At 54.3% G+C, this 25377-nt stretch carries 25 protein-coding genes; 4 read left to right on the forward strand and 21 right to left on the reverse strand.

The genetic code is table 11. The annotated features are described in order from the left end of the window. Positions 1-596: 596 nt before the first annotated feature. Together AC3Y5R_RS11900 and AC3Y5R_RS11905 are read left to right on the forward strand one after the other, a co-directional pair. Entirely contained in the window at positions 597-1202 is a 606-nt protein-coding gene (locus AC3Y5R_RS11900) for a carbonic anhydrase (RefSeq protein ID WP_489921502.1), read from the forward strand. Between the two features lie 5 nt (positions 1203-1207). Further along, entirely contained in the window at positions 1208-2656 is a 1449-nt protein-coding gene (locus AC3Y5R_RS11905) for a SulP family inorganic anion transporter (RefSeq protein ID WP_489921503.1), read from the forward strand. 9 nt (positions 2657-2665) lie between these two features. On the opposite strand, the gene ycfP is transcribed toward AC3Y5R_RS11905, so the two are convergent. The 20 genes from ycfP to yceD form a co-directional block, all read right to left on the reverse strand. Next, on the reverse strand, positions 2666-3208 hold the full coding sequence (ycfP, locus tag AC3Y5R_RS11910; protein WP_489921504.1) for an alpha/beta hydrolase YcfP: 543 nt from the start codon (positions 3206-3208) through the stop codon (positions 2666-2668). A 25-nt stretch (positions 3209-3233) separates the two neighbouring features. Next, complete coding sequence (gene nagZ, locus AC3Y5R_RS11915) at positions 3234-4256, reverse strand: beta-N-acetylhexosaminidase (RefSeq protein ID WP_489921505.1); 1023 nt, start codon at positions 4254-4256, stop codon at positions 3234-3236. Between the two features lie 10 nt (positions 4257-4266). Further along, entirely contained in the window at positions 4267-5136 is an 870-nt protein-coding gene (thiK, locus tag AC3Y5R_RS11920; protein ID WP_489921506.1) for a thiamine kinase, read from the reverse strand. Then, positions 5096-5662, reverse strand: coding sequence for a penicillin-binding protein activator LpoB (gene lpoB, locus AC3Y5R_RS11925; RefSeq protein WP_370521115.1), 567 nt, complete (start codon positions 5660-5662; stop codon positions 5096-5098). The genes thiK and lpoB overlap by 41 nt, the downstream gene beginning before the upstream one ends. A gap of 44 nt (positions 5663-5706) precedes the next feature. Then, a complete protein-coding gene (locus AC3Y5R_RS11930) occupies positions 5707-6075 on the reverse strand; it encodes a YcfL family putative periplasmic lipoprotein (RefSeq protein ID WP_489921573.1) in 369 nt (122 codons plus the stop codon). Between the two features lie 25 nt (positions 6076-6100). Next, positions 6101-6451: a purine nucleoside phosphoramidase gene (gene hinT / locus AC3Y5R_RS11935; RefSeq protein ID WP_158783055.1), complete on the reverse strand. Its 351-nt coding sequence runs from the start codon at positions 6449-6451 to the stop codon at positions 6101-6103. A 287-nt stretch (positions 6452-6738) separates the two neighbouring features. Continuing rightward, positions 6739-8172, reverse strand: coding sequence for a PTS glucose transporter subunit IIBC (ptsG, locus tag AC3Y5R_RS11940; RefSeq protein WP_489921507.1), 1434 nt, complete (start codon positions 8170-8172; stop codon positions 6739-6741). Between the two features lie 294 nt (positions 8173-8466). Next, positions 8467-9258: a metal-dependent hydrolase gene (locus AC3Y5R_RS11945; RefSeq protein WP_489921508.1), complete on the reverse strand. Its 792-nt coding sequence runs from the start codon at positions 9256-9258 to the stop codon at positions 8467-8469. An 18-nt stretch (positions 9259-9276) separates the two neighbouring features. Beyond that, a complete protein-coding gene (gene holB, locus AC3Y5R_RS11950) occupies positions 9277-10263 on the reverse strand; it encodes a DNA polymerase III subunit delta' (protein ID WP_489921509.1) in 987 nt (328 codons plus the stop codon). Continuing rightward, positions 10260-10892 (reverse strand): dTMP kinase, encoded by a 633-nt coding sequence (gene tmk / locus AC3Y5R_RS11955; protein WP_489921510.1) that lies wholly within the window; start codon positions 10890-10892, stop codon positions 10260-10262. The genes holB and tmk overlap by 4 nt, the downstream gene beginning before the upstream one ends. After that, a complete protein-coding gene (gene mltG / locus AC3Y5R_RS11960) occupies positions 10882-11901 on the reverse strand; it encodes an endolytic transglycosylase MltG (RefSeq protein ID WP_489921511.1) in 1020 nt (339 codons plus the stop codon). Before mltG ends, tmk begins: the two co-directional genes overlap by 11 nt. Positions 11902-11913: 12 nt before the next feature. Continuing rightward, positions 11914-12711 (reverse strand): aminodeoxychorismate lyase, encoded by a 798-nt coding sequence (pabC, locus tag AC3Y5R_RS11965; protein ID WP_489921512.1) that lies wholly within the window; start codon positions 12709-12711, stop codon positions 11914-11916. A gap of 166 nt (positions 12712-12877) precedes the next feature. After that, positions 12878-14119, reverse strand: coding sequence for a beta-ketoacyl-ACP synthase II (gene fabF / locus AC3Y5R_RS11970; RefSeq protein ID WP_489921513.1), 1242 nt, complete (start codon positions 14117-14119; stop codon positions 12878-12880). A gap of 84 nt (positions 14120-14203) precedes the next feature. Continuing rightward, positions 14204-14440 carry an acyl carrier protein gene (acpP, locus tag AC3Y5R_RS11975; RefSeq protein ID WP_004157115.1) on the reverse strand — a complete coding sequence of 79 codons (237 nt, stop codon included), beginning with the start codon at positions 14438-14440 and terminating at the stop codon, positions 14204-14206. Between the two features lie 154 nt (positions 14441-14594). Further along, positions 14595-15329, reverse strand: coding sequence for a 3-oxoacyl-ACP reductase FabG (gene fabG / locus AC3Y5R_RS11980; protein ID WP_158783063.1), 735 nt, complete (start codon positions 15327-15329; stop codon positions 14595-14597). A 19-nt stretch (positions 15330-15348) separates the two neighbouring features. Continuing rightward, on the reverse strand, positions 15349-16272 hold the full coding sequence (gene fabD, locus AC3Y5R_RS11985; protein ID WP_489921514.1) for an ACP S-malonyltransferase: 924 nt from the start codon (positions 16270-16272) through the stop codon (positions 15349-15351). Positions 16273-16288: 16 nt separating this feature from the next. Further along, positions 16289-17242, reverse strand: a complete 954-nt coding sequence (locus tag AC3Y5R_RS11990) for a beta-ketoacyl-ACP synthase III (protein WP_489921515.1) — start codon at positions 17240-17242, stop codon at positions 16289-16291. Between the two features lie 6 nt (positions 17243-17248). After that, positions 17249-18283 (reverse strand): phosphate acyltransferase PlsX, encoded by a 1035-nt coding sequence (gene plsX, locus AC3Y5R_RS11995; protein ID WP_489921516.1) that lies wholly within the window; start codon positions 18281-18283, stop codon positions 17249-17251. Between the two features lie 23 nt (positions 18284-18306). Then, positions 18307-18477, reverse strand: coding sequence for a 50S ribosomal protein L32 (rpmF, locus tag AC3Y5R_RS12000; RefSeq protein WP_016192161.1), 171 nt, complete (start codon positions 18475-18477; stop codon positions 18307-18309). 14 nt (positions 18478-18491) lie between these two features. Beyond that, positions 18492-19013 carry a 23S rRNA accumulation protein YceD gene (gene yceD / locus AC3Y5R_RS12005; RefSeq protein WP_158783067.1) on the reverse strand — a complete coding sequence of 174 codons (522 nt, stop codon included), beginning with the start codon at positions 19011-19013 and terminating at the stop codon, positions 18492-18494. A gap of 142 nt (positions 19014-19155) precedes the next feature. Here yceD and AC3Y5R_RS12010 point away from each other — a divergent pair, with 142 nt between their 5' ends. Beyond that, positions 19156-19740, forward strand: a complete 585-nt coding sequence (locus AC3Y5R_RS12010) for a Maf family protein (protein ID WP_489921517.1) — start codon at positions 19156-19158, stop codon at positions 19738-19740. Positions 19741-20075: 335 nt separating this feature from the next. Here AC3Y5R_RS12010 and rluC read toward each other — a convergent pair whose 3' ends face one another. Further along, positions 20076-21038, reverse strand: coding sequence for a 23S rRNA pseudouridine(955/2504/2580) synthase RluC (gene rluC / locus AC3Y5R_RS12015; protein WP_489921518.1), 963 nt, complete (start codon positions 21036-21038; stop codon positions 20076-20078). Between the two features lie 572 nt (positions 21039-21610). On the opposite strand from rluC, the gene rne reads away from it, so the two are divergent. Further along, positions 21611-25330: a ribonuclease E gene (gene rne / locus AC3Y5R_RS12020; protein WP_489921519.1), complete on the forward strand. Its 3720-nt coding sequence runs from the start codon at positions 21611-21613 to the stop codon at positions 25328-25330. Positions 25331-25377: the final 47 nt, after the last annotated feature.

Below are 25377 nucleotides of genomic sequence, written 5' to 3' on the forward strand. Positions count from 1 at the left end.
ACCAATCGTTAATTTAAGGTTAAGTTAATATCCTTAATTAACATAGGGTTGGCGAGTTAATTCGCTATCTGCTGGCAGAATAGCACGGGGAAAATCTTCAGTCCTGTTTAAATTGATCTAAATCAACACCCGCTGTCTTGCTGGTTTGTGACGTTTATTCCCTTCCCCCTCACTCAGAAATTGACGAAACGAGTCCCAGTTCAAACTGTACGTGAAAGTTGCAATTACCCGGGAATGAGCTAATTACTCTCACAGGAATAAGGTCCGAACAGATATTAATGGAAAAAGCCCCCTACTTTAGTCCTAATTAATTCAGAAGAGTTCAAAACAAAAAAATTAATATAGCCAATAATTAAAACAATACCTTTTAACGAAAATATAAAGGATGGATATTAAAACTCGCCCTGATAATATCCTCAGGTTTTTTCTTAAGATTTCCTTAAGATTTCATCTTTAACATCGCCATCACAACAGCCTTACCGATATTTTCACGTACCTTATACAAAATCACACTCTGTATTATCAGTTTAAAATAACAACTCAGTGGAATATGTAAGTTTTATAAACCAATATTACCTGTTTAAAAGCGAAAAATTATGGAAATACTCAATACGCTGCTGGTCCGCAACAGGAGTTGGGCAAAACAGCAAAAAAGACGGAATCCTGAATTTTTTTTAAATCACGTTTCTGGCCAGCAACCACAGGCTTTGTGGATCGGATGTTCTGACAGCCGGGTTCCGGCCGAAGTCCTGACCTGCGCTCAGCCTGGTGAACTCTTTGTCCATCGCAATATTGCCAATATGGTGCTAGAAGAGGATGACAGCCTGATGAGCGTTCTGGAATATGCGCTGCTCCATCTTCAGGTCACAGCCATTGTTCTTTGCGGGCATTATGGTTGTGGTGGCGTCAAAGCTGCGCTTAAAAAACCGCCCATCTCCTCCGGAGAGGACTCGGCTCTGACACGTCGTTTAGTGCAGTTACATCAGTCATTGCAGGATTACGTTAATATTGATCATGAGGATGAAAACACCTCATTTGATCACATTGTTGAATATCATGTTCTCTGTCAGTTTTCACATCTGCTGCAATGTAGTCTGGTCAGGGAAGCATTTATTAAAAAGCAAGATTTGGATATCTATGGCTGTGTTTACGATCTCCATAGTGGGCATTTAAAACAACTCATTCATGAAGGAACGAATTAGTGATAATGACAATAAAGGATCTACGTAAAGATATTCTTGCCGGAACGGTGGTTTTTTTGGTTGCGCTTCCGCTCAGCCTGGGTATCGCACAGGCCTGCGATCTGCCACCTTTTGTCGGGCTGTTGACCGGCGTCATTGGTGGCCTGGTTGTGACCCTGCTCAGCCCATCGAAATTTGCCGTAAGCGGTCCGGCTGCCGGGCTGGTTACTATCATTACCGGCGCTATGGCAACCCTTGAGTCATTTTCGCTGGTACTGGTCGCAATGGTGCTGGCCGGATTTATGCAGGTCGCGATGGGTATTCTGCGCGCTGGTCGCTGGATCGGTCTTATTCCAGGTTCAGTTATTCAGGGGATGATGGTCGCTATCGGCCTGTTGCTGATCATGCAACAAGCCCCCGTCACAATGAGCATTGAAATCGGCAATAACCAGTCGCTGTTTTCTGCTGCTGCGCTCATTGTTGCCCTCGGTGCGCTGCTAATCCTTTATTTATGGCAGACGCCGTTGATTAAACGCAGTAAATGGATCGGCTTGCTACCCGGTTCTCTGGTTGCCGTTATCTGGGGGAGCATGATGGTGGTGGCCGGCGACTATCTGATGCCAGAAAACTTCGCCACGCTGGAGCGCATCAGATTGCCGGAACTGGACTCAGCCCGGGAACTGGCCCAGCAGTTTGTCCACCCTGACTTTGCAGGTGCCTGGCACAATCCAGAGGTCTGGTACATTGCACTGACCCTGGCACTGGTCGCCAGCCTTGAAACGCTGCTGAGCCAGGAGGCTCTGAAAAAAATCAAAAATCAGCTTCCTTCCCCTTCACCTGATAAAGAGTTACGTGCTCAGGGGATTGGCAATATGCTGAGCGGCTTTCTGGGAGGTCTGCCCATTACCGCAGTGATCGTCCGCAGCTCGGTCAATGTCAACGCAGGTGCGCACTCGAAACTGTCCGTTATCTGGCACGGCATATTGCTGCTGGTTTGTGGTCTGTTCTTTGAGGAGCTGCTGAACACCATCCCTCTGGCCAGTCTGGCTGCGGTATTAATCTTTACCGGCTACAAACTTGCCTCACCTGCGCTGTTTATCGGGCAGTGGCGCAAAGGATTGTCCCAGTTTCTCCCTTTTCTGGTGACCGTTGCGGGTATCATCGCATTTGGCATGCTTGTGGGGCTGGCAGCTGGAGTCCTGGCTCAACTGCTTTACAGCACCTGGGGCAGTCATCGCAGTGCCATTCAACTTACTCGTTATGACAACCATTACGTGGTGCGCTTTAATCAGAATCTGACCTTCCTGCACAATCCTCGTTTGCAGCAGCAACTGGAAAAAATTCCGGATAACAGTGTGGTTATCGCCGAACATGAGAGTGCAGAATATATCGATCCGGATATCAGGATGACCCTGGCAGACTTCCAACTGGGCGCTGCTGCCCGGGGCATCCGGATTGATCGCTGGCCAATGTAAGTCGCCGGGTCAGCCCAGCGTTTTGAAAGCCTTAATGCGCTGGAGATGGTGGGAAATATTTTTAAATTTATGCCCTTCCACCTCGTCCCAGACGATTTCATAGAACGGATGAAGCGCCGAGACCGATCGCTGGTTGTCCAGCGCTTCATCTTTGCGGGAGAGGATCACCAGGCAACGGTCGCGGTTTTTCTCACGAAAATTGCTGACGCACTTGGTGGCGATATCCACATACTCTTCCGGGCGGTCAATTTTGCCCGGCATGTTCTCTTCCGGCCAGAGATTAGGGTTGAAAATCACCTGCCGGATGTCACTGAGAAAACCAATCCGCTCTGCCCAGAAGCCACCCAGCCCGACGCCACAGATCAGCGGACGATCGTCACCTGCACTGCGCAGGATCTTATCCGTTTCGTTGAGCAGGTACTGCATATCGTGTTTCGGATGCAGAGTGCTGTAGCTCAGCAGCCGCACATCCGGATCGATAAATTGCAGCTGGAGCACCTTTTCGTGATTGCCCGGACTGGTTGAATCAAAGCCATGCAGGTAGATGATCATCGCTATCCTCTCAGATGGTTGCCGCTCAGCTGCCCTTCTGCTCCAGCCAGCGCGTCTGCAATGCAGTCAGCGCCTGGTGTGCTTCCTTCCAGCGCGGTGAGGCAAGCAGCTGCTGGCGGGTGAATGTCTTTTGATGATACAAGCGGGTAACACGTTCAGCATTGATCGGAGACAGATTATCCAGCACGCTTACCGCGCCCTGGCGGTTGTTGCAGACCAGGATCATATCGCAGCCCGCATCCAGAGAAGCCTGACCGCGCTCAGCGTAGCTGCCCATAATCGCCGCGCCTTCCATCGACAGGTCATCCGAGAAGATCACCCCGTCGAAGCCCAGCTCGCCTCTGAGCACGCTTTTCAGCCAGTGGGATGAGCCACTGGCCGGTCGTGAATCCACCTCAGTATAGATAACATGCGCGGGCATAATGGCATCCAGCGCTTGTTCGTCAATCAGCTGCTTAAAGATCTGCACATCATGCTGGCGAATTACCGCCTCGCTGCGGTTATCGCGTGGCGTCTCTTTATGAGAATCCGCACTGACTGCACCATGTCCCGGGAAATGCTTGCCGGTGGTTTTCATCCCGGCGTCGTGCATGCCATTGATGAAATGGCGTGCCATTTGTAGCGCGATAACGGGATCTTGATGGAAGCTGCGCTCGCCAATGGCCGCGCTGCCGTGGCCGATATCCAGCACCGGCGCAAAGCTGATATCAATATCCATGGCGATCATTTCAGAAGCCATCAGCCAGCCTGCCTGCTGTGCCAGCGTGGCAGCCTCTGCTTCACTGTTAAGCGCAGAAAACGACTGCATGGCAGGCAGTTGGGTAAACCCTTCACGAAAACGCTGTACACGTCCGCCTTCCTGATCCACTGCCACCACCAGGCGATTACGGGAGGCGGCACGGATTTGCCGAACCAGTTCGGCAAGCTGATCAGGATCGTGATAGTTGCGGGTAAACAGGATCAGACCGCCAACCAGCGGATGCTGTAAAATTTCACGCTCTTCCGCGTCCAGCTCGTAACCGAGCACGTCTAACATTACCGGTCCCACACTTCACCTCTTAATCTGATAACACCCGCTGCCAGGCTTGTTCTGCCAGCGGAAAAAATTGCTCTTCATGACTTTTCTGCCAGCGCAGTTCGTACCAGCAGGCAACCAGCAGGTTCAGCCATGGCTGCCAGCGCAGCATCTGCCGCTGGAGCTTCATGACATCCAGCCTCTGCAGGGAAGCGTAATGCTCCGTCATCTCCTGTTGCTGCGCGTCGCTGAGCTGATTACTCAACGCTATTGCCGCCAGTTCCAGCGCCACATCACCATCGCTGGCATACTCCCAGTCAATCAGCTTCAGGCCGTTACTGCCACGGATGATATTGCCTGCATGAACGTCCATATGCAGCAGAGAGAGTCGCAATGGGCGCGGTTCTCCGTGCTTTTGCAGCCACCGCAGCGCCCGCAGCCAGCCACAATGTCGCCTTGCCGGGCGGCTTAGCTGCCAGTACTGCTCCAGCAAGCTGAGCACCGACAGACGGTAGCCGCTAAGCTTCTGGCGGTGCAGCGAGGCCACGCATTCCGTCACCGACTCCAGCGCCTGCAGGAATCCGGCATCCGATAAACGTTCACCCACCTGCCAGCTCAACAGCAACCAGTTATCCGCGTAGCCATGCACTTCAGGGGCCAGCCCCGTCCCGGCGAGCTTACGCAAAATATGATATTCGCGGCGGCGATCCACGCCCGGGATGGGATCCTGCTGACTTTGATAGCGCGCCAGCAATGTTGTCCCTTCCAGCTCAACCTTTCCACTCATCCCGGTCAGTCCGGGCAGCGGAAAAAAAGAACCGGCGGTTTTTGCCGCCGGAAACTGTTGTGTGATGAGCCTGCTTAAGCGGGGATCAATGTTGAACGACACCGTTACCTGACCAGATGATTTCACCGGTCTGCACCAGCATCAGCTGCATCTGCAGCGTCGGAGACTTCACATCGCCCTCAGCATTGCTGTACAGCACGTACTGAGCACCCACGTAACGGGCCAGGCCAACTGCTTTGCTGCGCGAGCTCAGGCTGTCCTCTGCTGACAGCCCCAGAGTCTGCTTAGCCGTGGCCAACTGATCGGCCGGGACCAGTTTAAACTGGGTGTTATTCTTCAGTGCGTTGTTCAGCGCTGCCGTCGCCTTCGAACGCTGCAGGCTGCCGTTGGTACTGTTTTTGATGCCATCCACCAGCAAAACGCTACCCGGCGTGACGCCATCGGCCTTCAGCATCTGTGCCACCATCGGGGTGACGCTGGCATCCCAGTTAATGGACTGCATTTTAGGCGGCTGTGGCACCGTTTCCGGCGGCTGCGGCGGTGCCGGAGGAGGAACGGGCTGCGTTGGCTGCGCAGGTTCCACCGGGGCCGGAGGTTGCGGCTGTTGCTGCTGTTTAACGACACAACCACTGAGGATCAGCGCCAGCAGCATAACGCCAGAGAGTTTAGTTATGTTCCTTTCCACGCAAGGATCTCCTAAAGAAAAAGGTACAGCCGGACTTTACTGGCCGTCAGGTTACCCGTTTGCGATGATATTTCAACTTTGTCGTGAGGCCGAACGCTGACCGTGCGCGGACGTTCGAAGGGCAGGATCTCCAGCCCCTTATCGTCATACCAGTAGAACCGGTAATGCACGGTGACCGCTTTTTCCTGCTGATTGAACAGGACCGAGGAAGCACGCTGTTGCCCGTCATGTTCTGACATCACCGGTTCATCAGTGGTAATTCCCGCCGACAGAACCGAAGACTCCATCACCAACGATTGCGAGGTATTGATGGTGGTGCGATCGCTGCTGCACCCGCTCAGAAGTGCCAGTAACGTCAAGCCCGTTGCGATTGCCCGCATCATAGAGTGTGTCCGCATCAGAGTGTCAGCCAGCCAGCATCGGTCCAAGAGGACGGCCGCCAACCAGATGCAGGTGGATATGATAGACCTCCTGCCCGCCGTGCTGGTTGCAGTTCATGATCAGGCGATAGCCATCTTCTGCAATACCTTCCTGTTTGGCGATTTTCGCTGCCACCACGATCATCCGTCCCAGGGCCGCTTCATGACCGGCTACCGCATCATTGGCTGTAGGGATCAGAATATTGGGGATCACCAGAATGTGGGTCGGGGCTTTGGGAGAGATATCACGAAACGCGGTAACCAGCTCGTCCTGGTACACAATGTCAGCCGGAATTTCACGGCGGATAATTTTACTGAAAATGGTTTCTTCGGCCATAGTGCTGATCCTGAGGTGGCGAATTAAGTTACCGCAGTATGAGCGAGATATTTGTTTTCTTTCAACCTTCTCGTCACTTTTCTTCTATTTATCGCCCGGGAGAGCGGTGTTAGCAGCAAAAACTGAGTGGGTAAGTCCTCTCTCAGCCCCGAGTAAAGGCTTCAACAAAGCTGAGGAAACATGCAGCTCCGCTGCGGATTTGGGATTAACAGAAGCGCCCGTTGTTAGGTGCAGGACAAAAAAAAGCCAGCCACCGAAGTGACTGGCATTGATCCTGATGACAGGGCTTACATATTACGAATGTAATCGTCCATATCGGTTTTCAGGTTATCGGATTTGGTGCCGAAGATAGCCTGAACGCCTGAACCAGCAACCACCACGCCAGCAGCGCCCAGTTTTTTCAGTCCGGCCTGGTCAACTTTAGCCACGTCGGCCACGCTGACGCGCAAACGGGTGATACAGGCATCAAGGTTAGTGATGTTCTCTTTACCACCAAACGCCGCCACCAGGTTACCGGCCATTTCGTTGGATGAACCGGCAGACTGCTCTGTGCTGCTATCTTCACGGCCCGGGGTTTTCAGGTTGAATTTGGCAATCACGAAGCGGAACACGGTGTAGTAAATCAGGCCGTAAATGATACCCACAATCGGGAACAACCAGATTTTGCTGCTGTTGCCGCTCAGCACGATAAAGTCGATCAGACCGTGTGAGAAGCTGGTGCCATTACGCATGCCCAACAGGATACAGATTGGGAAAGCCAGACCGGCCAGCAGGATGTGGATGCCGTACAGCACCGGCGCCACAAACATAAATGAGAATTCGATTGGTTCGGTGATACCAGTCAGGAACGAGGTCAGCGCGGCAGAGATCATGATGCCGCCCACTTTCGCACGGTTCTCAGGTTTGGCTGAGTGCCAGATGGCAATGGCAGCAGCGGGCAGACCGTACATTTTGAACAGGAAGCCACCAGACAATTTTCCGGCAGTCGGATCACCCGCCATATAGCGAGGGATATCACCGTGGAACACCTGACCCACTGCGTTGGTGAATTCACCAATCTGCATCTGGAAAGGAACATTCCAGATGTGGTGCAGACCAAACGGTACCAGTGAACGCTCAATCAGGCCGTACAGGCCAAATGCCACCACCGGGTTCTGATAAGCCGCCCACTGTGAGAACTCCTGAATCGCTGTTCCCACCGGAGGCCAGATAAAGGAGAGCACCACACCCACAAAGATAGCGGTGAAGCCGGAAATGATCGGTACAAAACGTTTACCGGCAAAGAAGCCGAGGTATTCCGGCAGCTTGATGCGGTAGAAGCGGTTGAACATGTACGCGGCTATCGAACCGGCAATGATCCCGCCCAGCACGCCGGTATCGGCCAGGTGCTTCGCTTCAATTTCCCCGGCAGGCATATGCAGCACCAGCGGAGCCACCACCGCCATGGTTTTCACCATGATGCCGTATGCCACCACTGCAGCCAGCGCGGACACGCCGTCATTATTGGTGAAACCTAACGCCACGCCGATCGCGAAGATCAGCGGCATGTTGGCAAACACAGAACCGCCCGCCTCGGCCATCACGTGGGAAACCACGGCTGGCAGCCAGCTGAAGTTCGCTGAGCCGACGCCCAGCAGGATACCGGCGATCGGCAGTACCGAAACCGGCAGCATCAGCGATTTACCGACCTTCTGCAGGTTGGCAAAAGCATTTTTAAACATAGTTATGGTGCTCCTGAGTATGAGTGCTTTTTTACGCGCGGTGCGCGTGATAACGGGGGGAGGATCCCGTTATGATTGGAGCGTTTTGGCGCCCTCAGTATTTATTACGGACTGTAAAATAAATCAGCTTAAATTAGTTTGATGGGTATCACGTTTCACTCAACATCCTCCAGATCCGTAGCTTATCTGTCGACAAATCGCCAGTTTTTGAGCAATAAAAAACCACACCGCCCAAATTTGGGCGATGCACTTTACGATTTACTTTGATTAATTACGAGCTAAAAAATAAAACCTTTAGTCGGTCAGGCGGGACATCGGCACGTGAAACAGGCGGGAGAAGTTTTCCGTGGTAGCTGCTGCCAGTTGCTCAATGCTGACGCCTTTGACCACCGCCATATACTCAGCAACGTCACGGGTATAGGCGGGCTGGTTTTCTTTACCGCGATGCGGAACCGGTGCCAGATACGGTGAATCAGTTTCCACCAGCATACGATCCAGAGGCACATAGCGTGCAGCTTCGCGGATAGTTTCAGCATTACGGAAGGTGGCAATACCGGAGAACGAGATGTAAAAGCCCATATCCAGCAGTTTTTCCGCCGTTTCACGGTCTTCAGTAAAGCAGTGCAGCACGCCGCCACACCCTTCAACCTGCTCTTCTTTCAAAATAGTCAGAGTATCTTCACGAGCGTCGCGCGTGTGCACAATGACCGGCTTGTTCAGATCACGGCCGATGCGGATATGCTCACGGAAAGAGGCCTGCTGCTGCGCTTTGGTCTCTTTCTGGTAGAAGTAATCAAGGCCCGTTTCGCCCATCGCCACCACATGCTCGTCGGCAGCAAGCTGTCGCAGTTCAGCAAAATCATACGGCTGTTCCTGATTAAGCGGGTGAACGCCACAGGAGTAAGCCACATTGGGACGATCGCCAATCAGTTGAGTCATGGCTTTATAGCCGGGCAGCGTGGTGGCAACTGCCAGCATAAATTTCACTTCACGCGCGGCGGCTTTGGCCAGTACGTCACTGACGTCCTGATGCAGACTTTCATAATTCAGACCATCAAGATGGCAGTGTGAATCCACTAAAAACATAACGACTCTCTAATCAGGTTAACCGGCCAGCGGGGTATGCAGCATCTGCTCCCAGCTCAGCAACTGGTCGGTCAGTAATAATTCACGGTTAACAGCGACCACATTCAGCCGTACCCGGCAGGTTATCCACTGGCGCACGCTCTCATCCAGGGCGCTACCGGGAAGCTGCATCGCCATGTCAGCAATCAGCGCCTGTTGATCGATATTGGCAATAAACTGTCCGCCTCCCTGCTGCCACTTCATGGCATCCACCAGCAGGGCACACAGCCAGCCGGTGCGCTGCAGGACATCATCGTGATTAAGCACGGCCAGCAAGGATAACATATCCCCACGCAGTGCCGTGGGCAGTGCGCGACACAAAGCCTGACGAGCCGCCCAGCTTTTCTCCTCCAGCAGCGATTGCGCCGCCGCCGGTGCGCCGCCACTCAGACGTAACGCGCTCAGTCCGTCCTGCTCTGTCACATTCGCCTGCTTTTGCAGCCAGGCCAGGCTTTGCGTCTCATCCGGCACCGCCAGATGAAAGTTCAGGCAGCGGCTGCGAAGGGTCGCCAGTAGTCGTGATGGCTCCTGACAGCTGAGCAGAAACCAGGTGTTTTTCGGCGGCTCTTCCAGAGTTTTTAATAATGCGTTGGCTGCGGCTTCGGTCAGCTGAGCCGCATCGGGCAGCAGGACCACCTTCGCCCCACCCTGTTGCGCGTGATGATAAAGCTTTTCTGTCACGCTGCGCACGGCATCAATCCCGAGTAAGCTTTTGCCCTTTTCCGCTTCCAGTGCATACCAGTCCGGATGGGTATGGGCCTGCATCAGCTGACAGGAGTGGCACTCACCGCAGCTTTTCAGCCCGTCCCTCTCCTGACACATCAGCCAGCGGCTGATCCCCCACATCAGCGAGGCATCACCCATACCGGGCAGCGCCTGCAGCAGCAGCGCATGGTGTCCGCGTCCTGCCTGATGCTGACCAATAATCTGGCGATAGGGCTGGTTCAGCCACGGATACCAGATCATCGCAGTGCCTGCAGCCACTGCATCATGGTTTGCCGGATAGCCTCAGTCACCTGCTCTATGGACTGCGTGGCATCGATAGTTTTGATGCGTGCATCTTTCGCGGCCAGTGCCTGATAGCGTTCGCGGGTACGGGTGAAGAAATTCAATGATTCCTGCTCAATGCGGTCCAGTTCGCCACGGGCTCTGGCACGCTGCAGGCCGATCTCCGGCGTCACGTCCAGATACAGGGTAATATCAGGGGAAAAATCGCCCAGCACGCTTTTTCTGAGCTGACTCATCAGCTCGCTGTCCATACCCCGACCTCCCCCCTGGTAAGCCTGTGAGGAGAGATCGTGACGATCGCCCACCACCCATGCGCCACGCGCAAGAGCCGGTTTAATCACATTTTCAACCAGCTGGACACGTGCGGCATACAACATCAGCAACTCGGCCTTATCAGTGACTCTTTCGCCTTCGATGCCCTGTTTGTGCAGATCGCGCAGCTTCTCTGCCAGCGGCGTGCCGCCCGGCTCACGGGTCAGCACGATATCAGCGATCCCCTGCTCATGCAGCGTGGCAACGATCACATCACGCGCCGTGGTTTTACCCGCACCTTCCAGACCTTCAATGACGATGAATTTACTGTCCATTTTTTTCCTTCAGCGCCAGGCGCCATGCCTGTACCGCTTTATTGTGGCTGGCGAGATTAGTGGTGAACGTGTGCCCGCCTTTGCCATCGGCCACGAAATAGAGAAAATCTGTTTTAACCGGCTGTGCTGCGGCTTCCAGTGAGGCCTTACCCGGCATCGCTATCGGCCCGGGCGGCATCCCCGCAATCACGTAGGTGTTATAAGGGGTCGGCGTCTCAAGATCCTTGCGCGTCAGCGTGCCCTTGTAGCTGTCGCCCATGCCGTAGATCACCGTAGGATCGGTTTGCAGGCGCATGCCAAGCCGCAAGCGATTGATAAATACCGAGGCAACCTTGCTGCGCTCATCACTGAGCGCGGTCTCTTTCTCGACGATTGATGCCATGGTTACCATATCGTTCTTGTTCTGATATGGCAGGCCTTCCATTTTATTCTGCCACAGCGTATCGACCAGTTTTGTCATCCGCTCATGGGCGCGCTTCAGGATCGCCACATCGGTAGTGTTGGCAGTGTAAGAGTAAGTATCGGGATAGAACCAGCCCTCAACATCCTGCTCCTGCAGCTTCAGCGCAGTGGCCACCGTCGCCAGTTTATCATCAGTCAACGTGTGTTTGATGTAGGGTGCGGCACGCAGTTCAGTCAGCCATTCCTGCATCTTTGTGCCTTCCACAAAGCGTACCGGAAACTGCGCTTCTTTGCCGCTGGCCAGCAGTTCCAGCATCTGCCGCACGGTCATGCCCTGGTTAAAACGATAGGTACCCGCCTTGAACTTCGCCAGCTCCGGTTCCAGCTTCAGCAGCCAGCCGAACCAGATGGTTTTCGGCACGATTTTCTGCCGGTTAAGTTCGGCTTCCAGCACAACCCGGCCGGAACCGGCGGGCAGCGTAAAGATAGTTTCTTTCTCAATGGATAACGGCACAGCAGCAAACTGTTTAATCTGCCAGTAGCTGAAGGCTATGCCCGCCAAGATAAGGACGATAATCCCGGTGAAAACTTTTCTTTTTGCTGTCATAAAAAATCCCTGTTAATCGTCCTGGAGGCGTATCAGGTTAAATAATTGTCTGGAGCTGTATGTGTGCTGTTCAATCTGGTAAACCGGCAGGACCGGCATCAACGCATTGGTGATAAACACTTCATCTGCAGTAGCCAGCACTTCGGCCGGCGCTCTGACTTCGGCCACTTCTGTGCCCTGCTCCCGCAGCAGCTGAATGACCCGCTGGCGCTGAATTCCGCTGACGCCCGACCCGGCCAGACAGGGGGTAAAGACCTGATTGCCCCTGCGCCAGAACAAATTCGCCGCACAGCATTCCACCAGCATACCTTCAGTGTCAAGCACCAGCGCCTCGTCAGCATCAGTCTGCTCAAGCTCTGTACGGATCAGTACCTGTTCCAGTCGGTTGAGGTGTTTGATCCCCGCAAGCAGTGGGTTGCGACCCAGACGGACGGTGCTGAGGGCCAGCTTCACGCCGGTCTGTCGCAGCTGGTGATAATGAGTTGGATAATCACTGAGAGAAACTATCCTCGTGGGTCTGTCGCAGCCCAATGCACTGTACCCCCTGCCACCAGCTCCGCGCGAGAGGATCACTTTCAGCACGCCCCCGGTGCGGGTGGATGCGGCGAAAATCATTTCATCACGCAGAGCAGCCCAGTCGACATGCTGGATCATCAACCGCTCGCAGCCATGCTCAAGCCGTTGCAGATGGGCTTCCAGCGCTATGACTGTGCCGGACAGAATACGGGCAGTGGTGAAACAACCATCGCCAAACTGCACCGCACGATCCCTGACCGCCAGGCTGTCCTGCGGTTCGCCATTTATCCACACTGTTTATTCCCCTAAGTGACCTTTGCACTACGATCAAGATTACCTGCAAGACGAGCCGGATTCATCCGAATGTCCGTGCAAAATTGTACAGAGATGAAAACATGCCTGAGGCGGAAGGCTAAAACAAAAAAGCCCGCCGAAGCGGGCTTTAAAGCATCAAAAGCGATCAGACTTTGCGGAAAATCAACGAACCGTTGGTTCCGCCAAAGCCGAAGGAGTTACACAGGGTGTATTCCAGACCTTTGACCTGACGAGCTGTGTGTGGCACAAAATCCAGATCGCAACCTTCATCCGGGTTATCCAGGTTGATGGTCGGCGGGATAACCTGGTCACGCAGCGCGAGGATAGAGAAAATAGACTCTACCGCGCCAGCTGCGCCTAACAGGTGACCGGTCATGGATTTCGTGGAACTGACCATGACTTTGTCCGCGCTGGCACCGAAGATGGACTTCACTGCCTGAGCTTCTGCTTTATCACCGGCAGGCGTTGAAGTGCCGTGCGCGTTGATGTAGCCGATCTGTTCTGACGACAGTTGCGCATCCCGAAGGGCATTTTCCATCGCCAGCGCAGCACCTGCGCCGTTATCCGGTGGTGAGGTCATATGGTAAGCATCGCTGCTCATGCCAAAACCAACCAGTTCAGCGTAAATTTTCGCACCGCGTTTTTTCGCGTGTTCGTACTCTTCCAGCATCACGATGCCCGCACCGTCGCCCAGCACGAAGCCATCGCGATCTTTATCCCACGGACGGCTTGCCGCCTGAGGATTGTCGTTGCGGGTGGACAGTGCACGCGCTGCACCAAAACCACCGATGCCCAGCGGCGTACTGCCCTTTTCGGCACCGCCAGCCAGCATCGCGTCGGCGTCGTTATAGGCGATCATTCGCGCAGCCTGCCCAATGTTATGCACACCGGTAGTACAGGCGGTGGAGATCGCGATGCTCGGGCCTTTAATGCCATAAATGATCGTCAGATGACCAGCAATCATGTTCACAATCGTGGAGGGAACGAAGAAAGGACTGATTTTCCGCGGGCCGCCGTTAACCAGCGACGAGTGGTTCTCTTCAATCAGACCGAGACCGCCGATACCGGAGCCGATAGCGGCACCAATACGATGGGCGTTCTCATCAGTAATGACCAGACCGGAATCCTGCATGGCCTGAATGCCAGCCACAACTCCATATTGAATAAAGGCGTCCATCTTGCGCTGATCTTTACGCGAGATGAAGTCTTCACAGTTAAAATCCTTTACTAAGCCAGCAAAACGTGTTGCGTAGGCACTAGTATCAAAATGGTCGATCGGGCTGATGCCACTCTGACCGGCAACAAGAGCATTCCAGGTAGACTCTACGGTATTGCCGACAGGAGACAACATGCCAAGACCGGTCACAACTACACGACGCTTAGACACGTTCGTCCTCCAGGGAGGGAAAAAAGGATACGCGGTGGTTCAGATAAAACTCAGGCGGTCGAGTGACCGCCTGGAGATGCTCACTTACGCCTGGTGACCATTGATGTAATCAATGGCAGCCTGAACGGTAGTGATTTTCTCAGCTTCTTCGTCCGGAATCTCGGTATCAAACTCTTCTTCCAGAGCCATTACCAGCTCAACGGTATCAAGAGAATCAGCGCCCAGATCTTCTACAAAAGAGGCAGTGTTAACAACTTCTTCCTGCTTAACGCCAAGCTGCTCGCCAATGATTTTCTTAACGCGTTCTTCGATAGTGCTCATACTATTAAATTTCCTATCAAAACTCGCTTTCGCGATGGTTTTCGTAGTGTATAAAATGGTGAAAAAGATGCAACTAAATCCCGGCTGGTCCAACCACGATTTTACGCTATTTTGCGGGTATAACCGCAAATAACGCAAATAATTTTCGTGATTATCAGACCATATACATTCCGCCGTTGACGTGCAGCGTTTCACCAGTGATGTACGCGGCCTCGTCAGAGGCTAAAAATGCAACGGCATTGGCGATTTCCTGCGCGTCGCCAAGGCGACCCGCCGGCACTTCCGCCAGAATGCCCGCACGCTGATCTTCAGTCAACGCGCGCGTCATGTCGGTTTCAATGAAACCAGGTGCCACGACGTTAACGGTAATACCACGTGACGCAATTTCACGCGCCAGTGACTTGCTGAAGCCAATCAAACCCGCTTTTGCTGCCGCGTAGTTTGCCTGGCCCGCATTACCCATGGTTCCAACTACGGAACCGATGGTAATAATTCGGCCCGCACGTTTCTTCATCATAGCGCGCATAACCGCTTTTGACAGGCGGAATACAGAAGTCAGATTGGTGTCCAGGATATCCTGCCACTCATCGTCTTTCATTCGCATCAGAAGATTATCACGTGTAATGCCAGCATTATTGACTAAAATGTCCACTTCGCCAAATTCAGCGCGAATATTTTCAAGCACGCTGTCAATGGATGCGCTGTCGGTCACGTTCAGCAGCAGGCCTTTGCCGTTACTGCCCAGATAACTGCTTATCGCATCAGCACCGCTCTGGCTGGTCGCAGTTCCCACGACTTTAGCACCACGAGCTACCAGCGTTTCCGCGATAGCACGGCCAATGCCGCGACTTGCACCGGTAACCAGCGCGATTTTTCCTTCGAAGTTCATTCTCATCCTCGTCTGTTTGTCAAAGCGCCGCTGACAGGCTGGCCGGGTCATTTACCGCCGCCGCCGTCAGGGTGTCAACAATACGTTTGGTCAGGCCGGTCAGCACCTTACCAGGGCCGACTTCCAGCAGCGACGTCACGCCCTGGCCTGCCATAAATTCCACGCACTCAGTCCAGCGAACCGGGCTGTACAGCTGGCGAACCAGCGCGCTGCGAATGGCCTCTGGTGAGGTTTCGCATTTGACATCAACGTTATTCACCACCGGGAATGCCGGGGCGTTGAAAGTCAGTTTTTCCAGCGCCACCGCCAGTTTATCGGCGGCTGGCTTCATCAACGCGCAGTGCGACGGCACGCTGACCGGCAGTGGCAGAGCACGTTTTGCTCCGGCGGCCTTACAGGCTGCACCAGCACGCTCTACCGCTTCTTTGTTCCCGGCAATCACAACCTGACCTGGCGAATTGAAATTAACAGGTGAAACTACCTGTCCCTGCGCAGACTCTGCACAGGCTTTAGCAATCGCTGCATCATCCAGGCCAATAATTGCCTGCATAGCGCCAGTGCCCGCAGGAACAGCTTCCTGCATCAGTTTGCCACGCAGTTCTACTAACCTGACAGCTTCGGCAAAATCGAGCACACCGGCACAAACCAGCGCACTATACTCGCCCAGGCTATGTCCTGCCAGCATTGACGGGGCCTTTCCGCCTTTTTCCTGCCAAGCGCGGAAAATTGCAACAGATGCGGCCAGCAGCGCTGGCTGAGTTTGCCAGGTTTTGTTCAATTCTTCAGCTGGCCCCTGTTGCACCAGCGCCCACAGGTCGTAGCCCAGAGCATCTGAAGCCTCACGGAAGGTTTGCTCAACCAAAGGATGCTCTGCAGCCAGTTCGGCCAGCATGCCAACCGTCTGTGAACCCTGTCCGGGGAAAACCATTGCAAATTGCGTCATTGTCATACCCTGTTAATCAAAAACGAACCAGCGCCGAGCCCCAGGTAAATCCACCGCCAAACGCTTCCAGCAGGATCAGCTGTCCGGGCTTGATACGGCCATCACGTACCGCTTCATCCAGCGCGCTGGGAACAGAAGCAGCAGAAGTGTTGCCGTGACGGTCAAGCGTCACCACCACTTTTTCCATGCCCATCCCCAGCTTACGAGCCGTGGCGCTGATAATACGCAGGTTAGCCTGATGTGGAACCAGCCAGTCAATTGCTTCACGTTCGAGGTTATTAACCTGGAGCGTTTCTTCCACGATGTGGGCGAGTTCGGTGACCGCGACTTTAAATACTTCGTTACCCGCCATCGTCACATAGGAAGGTTGTTCCTGATGCGCGCGATCCTGGTGCGCCAGCGTTAACAACTGACCGTAGCTGCCGTCGGCGTGCAGGTGGGTAGAGATGATGCCTGGCTCTTCGCTGGCCCCGAGCACTACCGCGCCCGCGCCGTCGCCAAACAGAATGATGGTGCCACGATCGTTTGGATCCAGCATGCGTGCCAGCACGTCAGCACCAATCACCAGCGCGTGTTTCACCGCACCGTTTTTGATGTACTGATCGGCAACACTTAAAGCGTAAGTGAAACCTGCACAGGCGGCCGCAAGGTCGAAAGACGCGGCGTCTTTAATACCCAACAATTGCTGGATCATGCAGGCTGAACTTGGGAAGGCGTGACTGGAAGACGTGGTCGCAACCACAATCAGGCCGATATCGTCCTTGTCGATACCCGCCATCTCCAGCGCTCGCTCAGCGGCGTGAAAGCCCATTGTTGCCACGGTTTCATCCGGTCCGGCAATGCGGCGTTCACGGATACCGGTGCGGGTGACAATCCACTCGTCCGATGTATCCACCATTTTTTCCAGATCGGCGTTAGTCCGCACCTGTTCGGGCAAATAGCTGCCCGTACCGATAATCTTCGTATACATGTACGCTCAGTCACTCTTAGGTAATACAGCTTGAAGGCGGGCAGCAATCCGTTCCGGAACTTGCCGCCGCACCGCCTGCTCTGCCTGTTCTATCGCCGCAGCAAATGCGCTTTGATTGGCCGCGCCGTGACTCTTAATCACGGTACCGCGTAATCCTAACAGACAGGCGCCATTGTACTGGTCGGGGTTGAGATGGCCGAACCGTTTAGCCAGACGTTTTTTTAACACCCGTCCTAACAGAGTCAGCCACCAGGCCCTTTTTTTACCTTCGCCCTGTGATTTCAACAGCGAAAGAAACATTCTTACCACGCCTTCCATGGTTTTCAGCGTGACGTTGCCCACAAAGCCATCGCAGACAAGCACATCCGTTTTCCCGGTAAGAAGATCGTTGCCTTCGAGGTATCCAATATAGTTAATTTCTGAAGAGTCACGCAAAATTGCTGCGGCCTCGCGAATACTGTCCAACCCTTTGGTCTCTTCTTCGCCAATGTTCAGCAGCGCCACACGGGGAGTGTCGATGGCCAGCACTTCTTCAGCCACCACCGCGCCCATAATAGCGAACTGCACCAGCATGGCGCTGTCCGATTCCACATTCGCGCCTAAATCCAGCACGACTGTTTTCCCGTGCTGCTGATGCGGCAGAACCGTCATCAGCGCCGGACGCTCAATGCCATCAAGCGGCCTGAGCAATAATTTTGACAACCCCATCAGCGCCCCGGTGTTACCGGCACTGACGCAGGCCTCAGCCCTTCCCTCTTTCACCAGCTCCAGCGCCACGCGCATTGAGGAGCCACGACTCTGACGAATCGCCTGTGAGGGTCTGGCATCACTGGCAATAACCGATTCGGCAGGAATAATCTGCAGACGAGCCGTTAAGGCAGAATCAGCTTTTGCAAGTAATGACGAGATGTTGTCGGGATTGCCGACCAGAAGAAGATGCAGTTGCGAGTTAGAGGCCAGTGCCTGCATTGCCGCAGGCACTGTCACGCAGGGACCGAAGTCCCCGCCCATGGCATCTATCGCCAGGGTCAATCGTGTCAAAGTATCGCCGGCTGGGCCGCGAATTACTTAGTGATGACCTTGCGACCGCGGTAGTAACCATCCGCAGTGATGTGGTGACGCAGATGAGTTTCGCCAGAAACTTTATCTACGGAAAGAGTGGTAGTGGTCAGAGCATCGTGTGAACGACGCATGCCACGTTTGGAACGGGTTGGTTTATTCTGTTGTACGGCCATGGACCTTACTCCTATTACTTACGCTTTAAACTGGCTAATACGGCAAATGGATTTGGTTTTTCCGCCTCTTCAGGCAGTTTGCCAAAGACCATGTCCGCCTCGGACACTTCACAGTGTTCAGAATCATGCACCGGAACGACAGGCAGGGCGAGGATAATTTCATCTTCCACCACCGCCAGCAGATCAATTTCGCCAAACTCGTTGACCTCGACCGGCTCGTACGCTTCCGGTAGTGCCTCAGCCTGTTCGTCAGTGACGACCGGACTGAAACAATACGTTACGTGGATATGATGCGGGAAGGATTGTCCGCAGCGTTGACAAGACAGCGTAACGGAAACCGCCGCAGTACCGTTAAGCACCGCTAAACGCTGGTTGTCGATCGCAAAAGACATGTTGCAATCCACATCAGTGTCCACACTGACTACCGATTCAGCAAGGCGCTCCACCTGTTCAGGGGTGTAAACACCCTGATAATCAAGGCGCTTTTGAGCGGTACGAACCGGATCGAGAGTCAGGGGTAATTTTACTTTTTGCATAGGGCGCGCATATTAACTTTGTAACGACTTAGAGTCAAAGAAAAAGGCCGGTTCACGGCATCTTTCACCTAATATTCGCATCCAGTGCGGCGCACAGTTTAAAATGTCCGGAACTGATTCGCTATCTATTCTGGAAAAAAAGATGACACAGCTGGTTTTAGCCTCTACCTCGCCGTTCAGAAAATCACTGCTTGAGAAACTGGGCATCCCCTTTATTACCGCCGCACCCGAGGTGGATGAGGCAGCACAACCGGATGAAAACGCTACCGATCTTGTGATGCGACTGGCTGCGGCTAAAGCCCGTGCGCTGGCGGATAAGTTCCCGCAGCATTGTATTATTGGCTCCGACCAGGTGTGTGTTATTGACGGCAAAATAACCGGCAAACCGCATACCGAAGAGAAAGCCTGCGCGCAATTAAGCCAGGCAAGCGGGCATAGCGTCATCTTTTATACTGGCCTTGCCCTGTTCGACAGTCGGAATAATAGACTGCAGGTGATTTGTGAGCCGTTCAGCGTGGATTTTCGCCAGTTGAGCGAGCAGGAAATCATTAATTACGTGCGTAAAGAGCAGCCGCTGAGCTGTGCGGGAAGTTTCAAGAGCGAAGGACTGGGGATAACGCTGTTCGACCGTCTGTCCGGACGCGATCCAAATACGTTGGTCGGTCTGCCACTGATTGCACTGTGTGAAATGCTGCGAATTGCGGGGATTGATCCGCTGGCGGGATAATTAGAAATTCTCGGTATACGAACTAAGTCGGATCAAAAACGGGTTATTGCTGCAGGATCTGAGACGTTCAGCGCGTAAGTCGCTTCAGACGGTCAGTAAAGCTGGCTATAGCGTTGCTGCGGAGAAGAGCCGTCTTTAACTTTTTGTTTTAACTCACCAACGGCTTCGAAGTCCGCAGGTGGCGGTAAGGGGCAGCTTAGCCGGGTGTTTGCGGCATGGACGCCGCAATCAAGCCATCACGGACGATTCCACGGCATCCCGGCTAAGCTGCCCCTTACTGACGCCGATCTCCGGTCCGGTTTTGGCTTTAGCCCGTATCAAAGCCGATCCAGGACTCACTTCGCTGGGGAATTTTTCCGCAGCACCGCCAGGCAATGCTTCAGCTCTTCATCCAGTGGGGCTTCAACCCGCATCACTTCCCCGGTGTTCGGGTGGGTGAACTTCAGAGCCGCCGCGTGCAGGAAAAGCCGCTTGAGGCCGGTGCCCGCCAGTTGTGAATCAAATTCTTTTTCACCATAGCGATCGTCGAACGCAATCGGATGACCGGCATGCAACGTGTGCACACGAATTTGATGCGTACGGCCGGTAATCGGACTGGCTTTTACCAGCGTGGCGTGGGCATAGCGCTCTTCAACTTTAAAACGAGTCTCGGATGGCTTGCCTTCGCTGCTCACCCGCACTATGCGCTCGCCGCTTTGCAGAATGTTTTTCAGCAACGGGGCCTGCACTGCCTTTATATGTGATGGCCACTGACCGCGTACCAGCGCCAGATAATCCTTCTGCATCCCCTTCTCACGCAGCTGCTCGTGCAGTGAACGCAGCGCAGAGCGCTTCTTCGCTACCAGCAGGATCCCGGAAGTATCGCGGTCAAGACGATGCACCAGCTCCAGGAAGCGGGCCTCCGGACGCAGCGCACGCAAACCCTCAATCACCCCAAAACTCAGCCCGCTGCCACCATGCACCGCCGTCCCTGAAGGTTTGTTCATCACCAGGATGTAATCATCTTCAAACAGAATTGCGTCAGAGAGTGCGGCCACTTTCGCCAGCTTAGGCGACACCGCCTCTTCATCACGTTCTGCCACGCGAACAGGCGGGATACGCACCTCATCGCCTGCTTCCAGCTTGTATTCTGGCTTGATTCGGCCTTTATTAACGCGCACTTCGCCCTTACGCAAAATGCGATAAATCATACTCTTTGGCACGCCTTTAAGCTGCGTGCGTAAAAAGTTATCGATGCGCTGTCCTGCCTCATCGGCAGAAATAGTTACAATCCGGACTGCAGGTGTATTGGTTTTCATGGTCGGCGATTCTAAATAGAGCGCCGGGATAGCGCCACCTCTTTTTCTGTGCTTAACTGACAGAGACCCTTACCGGTCGGTGCTTTATGCCCAGTTTTTAGGCAATTTGCTGAATTGCGATGCAAATCGACTGAAAAGCTGGAATAAACTTCGCAGAGCAGGAAAAGTCACCTTGCTATCACAAGGTTAGCAATGGAATAATGTTTCTGTTTTCCAGTTTCTACCCCTGGCTAACAAGAAAATAGAGTAACAAGAAATTTTGCCGGATAGCCCATACACGCAGCAATGGCGTAAGACGTATTGTGTAATCAGGCATTTAGCGGGCTGCGGGTTGCAGCCTGGACGACAAGACGGGATTGGTTCACTCTGGTTATTGACTGGCGGTTCCCCCCTTTTTTAAAAGCGCTGTTTTTCCAAATGAAAAACAGGCTGCCGAGATTTTGCGCCCCTTAGCAGGCGACAACCGGGAGGTTGACGACTTGCGATGAGACTCGGGGCCATCGGTTAATCACGTCCAGCGTTACTATTGCCCGTAGCTTTGTCACTAATGTAAGAATAATGAGTAAGTTACGATGAAAAGAATGTTGATAAACGCGACTCAGCAGGAGGAGTTGCGTGTCGCCCTTGTGGATGGACAGCGTCTGTACGATCTGGATATTGAAAGCCCAGGACACGAACAGAAGAAAGCTAATATCTACAAAGGCAAGATCACCCGTATTGAACCCAGTCTTGAAGCAGCATTCGTTGATTACGGTGCTGAAAGACACGGTTTCCTCCCTCTGAAAGAAATCTCCCGCGAATACTTTCCCAGCAATTATTCCTCCCACGGCCGCCCTAATATCAAGGACGTTCTCCGTGAAGGTCAGGAAGTTATCGTCCAGATTGATAAAGAAGAACGCGGTAATAAAGGCGCAGCCTTAACCACCTTTATCAGCCTTGCGGGCAGCTACCTGGTGCTGATGCCAAACAACCCACGCGCTGGCGGTATTTCACGCCGTATCGAAGGTGACGACCGCACCGAGCTGAAAGAAGCCCTTTCCTCGCTGGAACTCCCTGATGGCATGGGTCTGATTGTGCGTACTGCTGGCGTCGGCAAATCTGCCGAAGCGCTGCAGTGGGATTTAAGCTTCCGGATGAAGCATTGGGAAGCCATTAAGAAAGCCGCAGAGAGCCGTCCTGCTCCGTTCCTGATCCATCAGGAAAGCAACGTTATCGTTCGCGCCTTCCGCGACTACCTGCGTCAGGATATAGGTGAGATCCTTATCGATAACCCGAAGGTACTGGAGCTGGCTCGTCAGCATATCGCTGCGCTGGGCCGTCCGGACTTCAGCAGCAAAATTAAGCTCTACACCGGTGAAATCCCGCTGTTCAGCCACTATCAGATTGAATCGCAGATTGAATCTGCCTTCCAGCGTGAAGTGCGTCTGCCTTCCGGCGGCTCGATTGTTATCGATACTACCGAAGCGCTGACCGCTATCGACATCAACTCCGCACGCGCAACACGCGGTGGCGATATCGAAGAAACAGCCTTCAACACCAACCTGGAAGCGGCAGACGAAATTGCCCGTCAGCTGCGCCTGCGCGACCTCGGCGGCCTGATCGTTATCGACTTTATCGATATGACTCCGGTTCGCCACCAGCGTGCGGTAGAGAATCGCCTGCGTGAAGCTGTCCGTCAGGACCGTGCGCGCATTCAGATCAGCCATATCTCTCGTTTCGGCCTGCTGGAGATGTCCCGCCAGCGCCTCAGCCCGTCACTGGGCGAGTCCAGCCATCACGTGTGCCCACGCTGTAGCGGCACAGGCACCATCCGTGATAATGAGTCGCTGTCGCTCTCGATCCTGCGTCTGATTGAAGAAGAAGCGCTGAAAGAGAACACCAAAGAAGTCCACGCTATCGTGCCGGTGCAGATTGCGTCTTACCTGCTGAACGAAAAACGTGAAGCAGTCAGCGCCATCGAAAAACGTCAAGGCGGCGTGCGGGCCATCATCGTGCCAAACGATCAGATGGAAACCCCACACTACTCCGTACTGCGCGTGCGCAGTGGCGAAGAGACCCAGACGCTGAGCTACCACCTGCCGAAGCTGCATGAAGCGGAAATGGCCCTGCCTTCGGAAGAAGAGCATGCCGAGCGTAAGCGCCCTGAGCAACCGGCTCTGGCCGCCTTCGTGATGCCTGATGCACCTCCTGTTCCGCAGGAAACTGTGCCAGAAGCTGCTCCGGCTGCCGCTAAAGCCACTGCCAGCGCCAGGGAGCCAGCAGCCGCTGAAGAAAGCCTGGTGGGCCGCTTCTTCCGTGGCCTGAAGAAGATGTTTTCAGGCGTTGAGAAGCCGGTTGAACAGCCTCAGCCAGCCGTGGTGGAAGAGAAAGCGCCGGAAGCTGCTGCACCACGCAGTGAGCGCCGCAATAACCGCCGCCAGAACAACCGCCGCGACCGTAATAACGGTGAGCGTGGTGAGCGTTACGGTGACCGCAGCGAACGTTCTGACAGCCGTAATGCAGATCGTAACGAACGTAATGACCGCAACGAGCGTAACGAACGCGGCGATCGTAATGAACGTAGCGAACGTGGTGAGCGTAATGAGCGCGGCTCTCGTAACGACCGCAACAGCAACCGTAATGAGCGAATGGTACGCGACCAGGATCCGGCAGCTGAAGGCCGTGAAGACAACCGTCGTAATAAACGTAACAACGTTGCTCAGGCTGGACCACGCGAAGATCTTCAGCCAGGCGAGGAGTCCCGTGAGCAACAGCCGCAGCAGTCACGCCGTGGCGATCGCCAGCGTCGTCGCCCGGAAGATAAACGCCAGGCCGCGCAGGAAGAAAAAGTTGTAGATCCCGCTCTGATCCCTGAAGAAGCCGTTGAAAGCAGTGATGAGCACGTACAGGTAATGCCGCGTCGTAAGCCGCGCCAGCTGAACCAGAAAGTGCGTATCGAAACGGCTGAGCAAACTGCAGCCCGCTCTTTCGCCCCGGCAGAAACCGCGTCGGCAGAAGAGCCATCAGCCGCTCTGCCAGCAGCAGTTGACGCCGCTGTGGATGCCGATGAAGGTGAAGATCGTGACAGCAACAGCATGCCGCGTCGTTCTCGTCGTTCACCACGCCACCTGCGTGTCAGTGGACAGCGTCGCCGCCGCTACCGTGATGAGCGTTACCCTAACCAGTCGCCAATGCCGCTGACCTTTGCCGCTGCTTCGCCAGAAATGGCTTCCGGTAAAGTATGGATCTCTTATCCTGTTGCTCAGGCAACTGATGAGAGTGAAATTGAGCAATCCATCGTGCCGGATTACGGTCACGAAGAGACTGCCGCAGACGTTGCCGTAGCTTCTTCCGCTGCTATCGCGCAGCCAGAAGATGTTAAGAGTGAAGCTCAGCCAGTGCACATCGCCGAACCGCAGCCTTCAAATGAGCTTGCTGTTACGCTGGTAAACACTGATGAGACCGATGCGATTGAAGCGCCAGTTAACGAAGAACCTTCCGTTATCTCTGCTGCTGACGAACCTGTCGCAGAAGCGGTAGCTGAAGAAGCGCTGCCAGCGGAAGAAACCCGCCCGGCTGTCGAAGCTTTTGTTAACGCGGTAGAAGAGATCGTGGAAGAAGCGAAGCAGGCTGAAGAGCAGCGTATTGCTGAGAAAGTGAGCCAGCAGGCGAGCGTGAATGCCGGTGACGTCAGCTCTGAAACTGAGCAAAAGGTTGAAGAAGTGCTGAACGCGCCGGAAGCGGTAGCAGAACCTGTAGCGGCAACTGAGCCTCATGCACCGGTTCCTGCCCGTGACGAACCTGTCGCGGAAGCGCCGGTGGCTGAAGAGCCTGCTGCTCCGATCGAGGCTGAACCTGCGGCCCCTGTTGTTACTGAACCAGTTGCACCTGTTGCCGTTGAACCAACCGCGCCGGTGGCCGCTGAACCAACCGCGCCGGTGGCCGCTGAACCTGCATCGCCAGTTGCCGATGAATCAGTGCCGCCAGTTGCTGTTGAGCATGAAGCGCCTGCGGCGCCGGTTGCACAACCAGTCAGCGCACCAGCCGCAGCACCGGCACCTGTTGCCGCTGCGCCTGAAAGTGCGGCTGCTCCGGCTGTCACTGCTGCGCCAGTTGCACAGAGCACTGTGGCACCGGCGTTCAAGCATCATGCCACGGCACCGATGACTAAAGCACCAGCACCTGAGTATCAGCCAGAGCCAACCCGTCAAAGCGACTGGGTGCGCCCTGACTTCAACTTTGAAGGTAAAGGTTCTGCTGGCGGTCACGCTGCCACTCATCAGGCAACGGCACCGGCTACCCGTCCGGAATAAACCGCACTCCTGACGAAAAGCCCTGGTCTCTGACCGGGGCTTTTTTT

It is taken from the genome of Erwinia sp. 009765445 (assembly GCF_058137865.1).